This is a genomic window from Mesorhizobium sp. M1342 (assembly GCF_040317955.1).
GTDB lineage: Bacteria > Pseudomonadota > Alphaproteobacteria > Rhizobiales > Rhizobiaceae > Mesorhizobium.
On sequence record NZ_JAMYLI010000056.1, the window covers coordinates 1 to 7,402 of the forward strand.

The 7,402-nt window shown below is 61.2% G+C and carries 1 protein-coding gene and 3 pseudogenes; 2 read left to right on the forward strand and 2 right to left on the reverse strand.

Annotated features, from left to right (window positions below; translation table 11 throughout):
* Both NKH06_RS31705 and NKH06_RS31710 read right to left on the reverse strand, forming a co-directional pair.
* Window positions 1-183: pseudogene (locus NKH06_RS31705) on the reverse strand (type IV secretory system conjugative DNA transfer family protein); the annotation flags it as partial.
* 267 nt (window positions 184-450) lie between these two features.
* Window positions 451-809, reverse strand: a pseudogene (locus NKH06_RS31710) (DDE-type integrase/transposase/recombinase); the annotation flags it as partial.
* Between the two features lie 507 nt (window positions 810-1,316).
* On the opposite strand from NKH06_RS31710, the pseudogene NKH06_RS32085 reads away from it, so the two are divergent.
* Together NKH06_RS32085 and NKH06_RS31720 are read left to right on the forward strand one after the other, a co-directional pair.
* A pseudogene (locus NKH06_RS32085) lies at window positions 1,317-1,851 on the forward strand (aldehyde dehydrogenase family protein); the annotation flags it as partial.
* 658 nt (window positions 1,852-2,509) lie between these two features.
* Window positions 2,510-7,402 (forward strand): Ulp1 family isopeptidase (locus tag NKH06_RS31720; RefSeq protein ID WP_352895092.1); only part of this gene is annotated, 4,893 nt, incomplete at its 3' end.

A 7,402-nucleotide genomic window follows, 5' to 3' on the forward strand; every position in this document is an offset into this window, starting at 1 on the left:
GATGAGAACAATCTCGTAGTCGTCATCGAGCAGCCGAACCTGTTCGGGACGCAATAGCGGTGCACCTTGATGTGAATTCTGAATGTTCCAATCGAACGTTCGCGCCTGGCTGTAGGAAATCGATTGGGCTTGAAATGTGAATCCACCGATAGCTTTGGAAATGTAGTTCGGAGTCTCGTCATCTACCTCGATGTTCCTAGAAGCGCGCCGGCAGCCCGGGCGGGGGGCTTGGGGTTAGACTGCCAGCGCACGCCACTCATAAAGAGCGGCCTCTTTTCGCGGTTCGGACACCCATAGTCAACCCGGCAACGTCTGGATGCCCGCTGTGCTTTTTGCAGAGCGGCGATGCCGGGCATATCGGCCGATCCTGTCTAGGATGGTGTGGCCACTCTCGTCGGCCGAGTTGATGCTCCAGCCAGTATCGCCTTGCCGACCAGCATGAGTTCGCCGTTAGCAATCCATTGTTGCGGGCGTTCCAGTCACGGCCTTCCATTCGGCGATGGCTTGCAAGCGATGAACATGTATGGCGAGAGCAGAACGTTTGGGGCGGGGGACGAAGAGGTTGCGGAGGGCTGACAAGGTCGAGACGAAGCGTTGCAGGCCTCCCGGCGATCGGACCCCTGCATCATCCGCTCCCGTTTTCGCGGCGGCACATGGGAATTCTCCGCTCTGTTGTTCAACCCCTTGTGCGACCGGTGCTCGACGTCCGGCATCATCTGTCGCTTTGCCGCTCCATACGAGCGAAGCTAGTCGGTGATCATGCGCTTCGGCGCGAGCCCCTGCTTCTTCCACAGCCGCGTCAGCAAGCGCAACCTCTCGCAGGGTGCGCTCTCAGAGTTCGTTCCTGCGCAGCGGCCTTGTTATCTCGATACTGGATAAGCGTCTACGAACCTACGCGCCGCATAACGAGCTTTGTTGCGCTGGTCGGTTGCGAAGGGTGGCTCTATGCATCGCAGTGGCGGACGCGAAATCCTCACCATCCTTCTGCATCGCGCTATTTGGCTTGCCGAACACCCAATTTCGCCGGCACGCTGCCGCTGAATACGATGATCATCTCGCATTCTTGCTATGGAGACTGTCGTCCTTCCTGGGCACGCGGCTGACGGCGACGAAAGCGGGTTTATTCATGCAACACCCCTTTTTGGCAGGCAAGCTGGTGGACTTCGGGATGTCGGGGGCGAATATAGCGAAGACTCCCGCCGCTCGCTGATGCATTCTGGACGCAACCGCATCGAGCCGATGTGTTCGAGACGCTTCGCGGCTGCAGTCGCCGAACGATGGCGTGGTTATGCGACCTGTTCGGCATGGCTACCCCCGTCCAGTCAGGCGTTCACGAAGGTGTTTGTCGAGAGTTCGTGGAGAAAGTCCGCCACTTATCGTTGGCGAGGGCTTTGCTCCGGAGTGGCGATCGGTGCGCTGATCGACAGGCAGGCTCTGGCCAAAATCGAATCCCATGCCGTCGCGAAAGGCCGCAGAATCGATGCGGGGGCAAACGCATCGCGCGAATGGCACGTCGAACTATCGGTCCGGTCTCCAGCGAGATGACCATCGCGCAAGAAAGAGACATTCGGGCGGCTGGCGCCTGTGATTGCTTCGACGATGCGGATAGGTCGTGCATGAGGCCAACGACACGATCTACGGCCTTCCCCCACATTTGTGCCTCAAACGGAAGCGTGTTTGGCGTGTCGCCGAGGCCTTGGAATATGGCATAGTGGTATGAACACGGGACGCATGTCGTCGGAAGCCGCGCCTTTCGGCCGAGTGAAGCAGTCCGGCATCGGGCAGGAGGGTTCCCGCCATTGCCTCGAGGACTACCTCGAAATGAAATACCTCTGCACGGGCGGCATCTGAAGCATGGGCTTGCAGGGCTCGCAGACCGGTAAACCAGCGAGCCATCTCCAAATATGTGAATTGTGGATTGCTCCTCGACGGGAGCTGAGGGGCGGCTCCGCAAGCCTTACGACGCTCTTTGCGAGCCGTAGCTGCCGAGCTGGCAAAAGGCCGGGCTACGTCGCGCCAGCGCAATCGGCGCGCAGAAAATTAGGCCTACCCGCTCCGGGACCGCGGACCTCGTCAGCTTCTCGTAAGTATGCCCGAGTAGGTTGCTCAGCTGATCTGTGGACGTGAGGCTAACGTGAACCGGCACAAATTTGACCTATCCAATGTAACAGGTTGGCGGCAGGTGCAGCCCCCGGCATCTCAAGAGCAAGCGGCACAGGCCGGGCAAGAGGGCTTTGAGCAGCGCTCGGGCGAGGCGCGCCAAGCCGCTGCCCAAATTCCCGCCCCCGGCGTTCCGGCTCTGCCAGACCCGTTCCATCCTCATCCGTCTCACGGAGACCTGAGCCTCATCGAAGGCGCGGCCCCATGGGAAGCGCAGCCCATGATGCAAGGGAGCGGACAAGAACACGCCGCGGCGCCGTACGCCGGAGGCAGTGGGTCGATGCTAGGTGCCTCGGTGCTGCAGCCGGGTCACTCAACGGCGCGCCATCATCATGCGCCGGATTCGTCAGTGGGTGATCTGAATCCTTCCGCACCGTTCGAGTTGCGTGACCATGCTCGTTCCCCCGTGCCGGCGGCGGTGCAGCCAGATCCTCCAGTAGTGGTCTCCGACGGTCGCGGCTGCAAGCGTCCTCTTTATTCCAACGATGCGACCGTTGTCGAAGGGCTGAGGTCACTCTACGCGGGTAAGGCCAAGGAGGAAACGGTCAAGCGCCATGTAAATTCTCTTTACGGCTTTGGTCGTTGGCTCTTTAAAAATAACAAGCCGGGATTTGCTGCTCGGCTTCACGAGGAGTCGCTGGATGAAGATCTCAAGGAGTACGAGAGCAGTGGTGGCTCCTCGACTGTGGCTGTGGCACTGCGTCGTCTCAGAGAGTCGGCGGGCGGAGTGCCAATGGTGGGCCGCGCTGTCCTGAATCCCGACCCTGCCGACGCCGTGCTCATCAAAGAGTACAAAGCGGCTCTCATCAAAGAGTACAAGGGAGCGCCTGCGACCGGGCCGAATCGCCAAACCATTCACGACTATGGAGCTACTCTTAGACGTTTCAGTGAATACCTGGTTGAAAACAACAAGCCGGGGATTGCGGCTCGGCTTCACGAGGAGTCGCTGGATGAAGATGCCAAGCGCTATAAGGCCTCCAGTGGTGACCGGAGGATCATTGCACTAGCTCAACTCCGGAAGTTCCTGCCGTCCGCCGCACTCGGGCGCGAAATTGCCCTTGCTGCTCGTCCGGAAGACGCACTCGGCATGGAGGCTCGTGCCATTGGGGACGCCGCTGCGCAGCACAGCGGGCCGCAGAAGGCATTGGGTCGGCCAGAGAAGCTCCCTGGGGAAGCTAATGAAGACGCCGCTGTTCTGCCATCGTCTTTCGTACCAACTGGGCACCATCACCAAGCCTCGGATCCCGCAGAGTCCTTTCGTCCCCTGATCTGGCGCGACGGCGACCAGCGCGCGCCGGACGAGCGGATCGCTGCACAGGACAGGAGCAACCTGCTACCAAGCGAGGAGGTGCCACTGAGGCCACCGGAATTCGCTCCTCCCAGCTTGCGGGCGGGGAATTCCGCCTCGCCAGAGCTCTTTCCTGAGGGGATGTCCCCCGCGGTCGAAGGGTTTTTTGGTGTTTTCGGCGACCCCAGCGGGCGGGTGCTCGGCGCATTGCAATTGCTAGGCGACGAACATATCCACAGGGATTACCAGCTCCTGGAGCAGGAGTTGCAGGGGAACAATCCAGAACTCGCCGCCCGGACGCGGTTCGTGGATCCCCTCGTAGCCAATTATCATCTGCGCTTGGGCTCCGAGAGCGACAAGCTAAGCGCATTCCAGCGCATCGTCCATAATCAGAACGGTAACGACACAGCCGACTTCCTGTTCGTGCCAGTGAGCGATGGCGGTAAGACTCTTGCGGAGCGCGGCAAACATTGGTCGCTGCTGTTCGTTGATCGCAGCGACCGGGAACGGCCGGTTGCCTATCATTATGACTCCGTCAGCGGATGGCATGACAAGCTTGCAAAACACCTCGCAGAAAGGCTGGGCGCCAGCCTGGAGACCCGCGTGGACTTACCCCGCATCGCCCAGCAGAGCAACGAGTGGGATTGCGGAGTCTACGTGGTGGACGGCACGCGGGCGCTGGTTGGGCGATTGCAAAGATGGCAGCCAGACCTGCCAGACCTGAACCTCAACAACCTCGTCGTCAATCGGCAGGCACTACAAACCCGACTCATGGGTGACGATACATCTGGAACGGCAAATTATCTCACGAACTTTGAACTCATGGACCGACAGGCGCGAGACGCGGTTAAGGAAAGCCCCGTTGGGACGTTTCACCAGCGGATCAAGCGGCTCGGCCAGTCAGCGCGAGCGTTGCACGACAGAGCCCTGGCTCCAGTCGCGCCGGACCAAGGCAACCCAGACTCGGTGTTCGTACGGGACGTTGTTCCCGGGGAAACACGCCATCATCATGCGCCGGATTCGTCAGTGGTTGATCTGAATCCCCCCGCACCGTTCGAGTTGCGTGACCATGCTCGTTCTATGCCGGCGGCGGTGCAGCCAGATCCTCCAGTAGTGGTCTCCGGTCGCGACAAGCGTCCTCTTTATTCCAACGATGCGACCGTTGTCGAAGGGCTGCGGTCAGCACTCTATGCCGGTAAGGTCGGGGAGCGCACGGTCACGGACCATGTAAATTCTCTTCTCGGCTTTGGTCGTTGGCTCTTTGATAATAACAAGCCGGGATTTGCTACTCGGCTTGACGATCCGTTGCTGGATCAGGATCTCAAGGAGTACCAGCGCGAGAGTGGCTCCTCGAACGTGGCTAGAGCACTGGGTCGTCTCAAAGAGTCGGCGGGCGGAGCGCCAATGGTGGGCCGCGCTGCCCTGAATCCCGACCCTGCCGACGCCGTGCTCATCAAAGAGTACAAAGCGGCTCTCATCAAAGAGTACAAGGGAGCGCCTGCGACCGGGCCGAATCCCAAAACCACTCAGGACTATGCGGCTACTCTTAGACGTTTCAGTCAATACCTGCATGAAAACAACAGGCCGGGGATTGCGGCTCGGCTTTACGAGGGGTCGCTGGATGAAGATGCCAGGCGTTATTTGGACTCCAGTGGTAACCGGTGGATCAGTGCACTAGCTCATCTCCGGAAGTTCCCGCCGTACGCCGCACTCGGGCGCGAAATTGCCCTTGCTGCTCGTCCGGAAGACGCAGTCGGCATGGAGGCTCGTGCCATTGGGGACGCCGCTGCGCAGCACAGCGGGCCGCAGAAGGCATTGGGTCGGCCAGAGAAGCCCCCTGGGAAAGCTAAGCAGCTGAGCGAGATCGGCAATTCAGGCGCTCGCGTGCTGATGCAGGCCCCCACCCATCAAGTGGGTGCATTGGCATGGGAGGCGCAGCCCATGATGCTGGGGGACGAGCACCTGGCACCGCATACCGGAGGCAGTGGGTCGATGCTGGGTGCCTCGGTGCTGCAGCCGGGTCACTCAACGGCGCGCGATTCGTCAGTGGTTGATCTGAATCCCCCCGCACCGTTCGAGTTGCGTGACCATGCTCGTTCTGTGCCGGCGGCGCCTGCCGGGCCAGCGTTCGCCAGGGCTGAGGAGACGCCCTCCGCGGTTGGCGAGGCCGCGGAGGCCGCAAGGTGGGCTCGGTTGCAAAAGCAAATGGACGAACCAGTGCATGATCCCGGCCCTCAAGTGGATACATCGCCATGGGAGGCGCAACTCATGGTGCAAGGGAGCGGACAAGAACACGCCGCGGCGCCCTACGCCGGAGGCAGTGGGTCGATGCTGGGGGCCTCGGTGCTGCAGCCGGATCACTCAACGGCGCGCCATCATCATGCGCCGGATTCGTCAGTGGTTGATCTGAATCCCCCCTCACCGTCCGAGTTGCGTGACCCTGCTCGTTCTGTGCCGCCGGCGCCTGCCGGGCCAGCGTTCGCCAGGGCTGAGGAGACGTCCTCCGCGGTTGGCGAGGCCGCGGTGGCCGAAAGGTGGGCTCGGTTGCAAAAGCAGAAGGTCGACGCTGATTTGTCGGGATATTTCGACTCGATTCCGCACGCGGACCTTCTACGATCGCCATGGGAGGCGCAACTCATGACGCAAGGGAGCGGACAAGAACACGCCGCGGCGCCCTACGCCGGAGGCAGTGGGTCGATGCTGGGTGCCTCGGTGCTGCAGCCGGGTCACTCAACGGCGCGCGATTCGTCAGTGGTTGATCTGAATCCCCCCGCACCGTTCGAGTTGCGTGACCATGCTCGTTCTGTGCCGGCGGCGCCTGCCGGGCCAGCGTTCGCCAGGGCTGAGGAGACGCCCTCCGCGGTTGGCGAGGCCGCGGTGGCCGAAAGGTGGGCTCGGTTGCAAAAGCAAATGGACGAACCAGTGCATGATCCCGGCCCTCAAGTGGATACATCGCCATGGGAGGCGCAACTCATGGTGCAAGGGAGCGGACAAGAACACGCCGCGGCGCCCTACGCCGGAGACAGTGGGTCGAGGCTAGGTGCCTCGGTGCTGCAGCCGGGTCACTCAACGGCGCGCCATCATGATGCGCCGGATTCGTCAGTGGTTGATCTGAATCCCCCCGCACCGTCCGAGTTGCGTGACCCTGCTCGTTCTGTGCCGCCGGCGGTGCAGCCAGATCCTCCAATAGGGGTCTCCGGTCGCGACAAGGGTCCTCTCTATTCCAACGATGCGACCATTGTCGAAGGGCTGAGGTCAGCATTGGAGAGCACGGTCAAGCGCCATGTAAATTCTCTTCTCGGCTTTGGTCGTTGGCTCTTTGATAATAACAGGCCGGGATTTGCTGCTCGGCTTCACGAGGAGTCGCTGGATCCGGATCTCAAGGAGTACGAGAGCAAGAGTGGCTCCTCGGACGTGGCTAGAGCAGTGGGTCATCTCAAGACGTGGGCGGGCGGAGCGCCAGTGCTGGACCGCGCCGCTGTCCTGAATAATCCCGACCCTGCCGACGCCGCGCTCATCAGAGATTACACAGCGGCTCCCATCAAAGAGTACAAGGCAGCGCCGACCGGGCCGAATCCCGCTACCATTCAGACCTATGGATCTGCTCCTAGACGTTTCAGTGAATACCTGGTTGAAAACAAAAAGCCGGGGATTGCGGCTCGGCTTCACGAGGGGTCGCTGGATGAAGATGCCAAGCGCTATAACAACTCCGGTGGGATCAGTGCACTAGCTCATCTCCGGAAGTCCGAACTCGGGCGCGAGCTCCCTGGGAAAGCTAATGAAGACGACGCTGTTCTGCCATTGCCTTTCGTGCCAACTGGGCCCCATCACCAAGCCTCGGATCCCGCAGGGTCCTTTCGTCCCCTGATCTGGCGCGACGGCGACCAGCGCGCGCCGGACGAGCGGATCGCAGCACAGGACAGGAGCAACCAGCTACCAAGCGAGGAGGTCCTC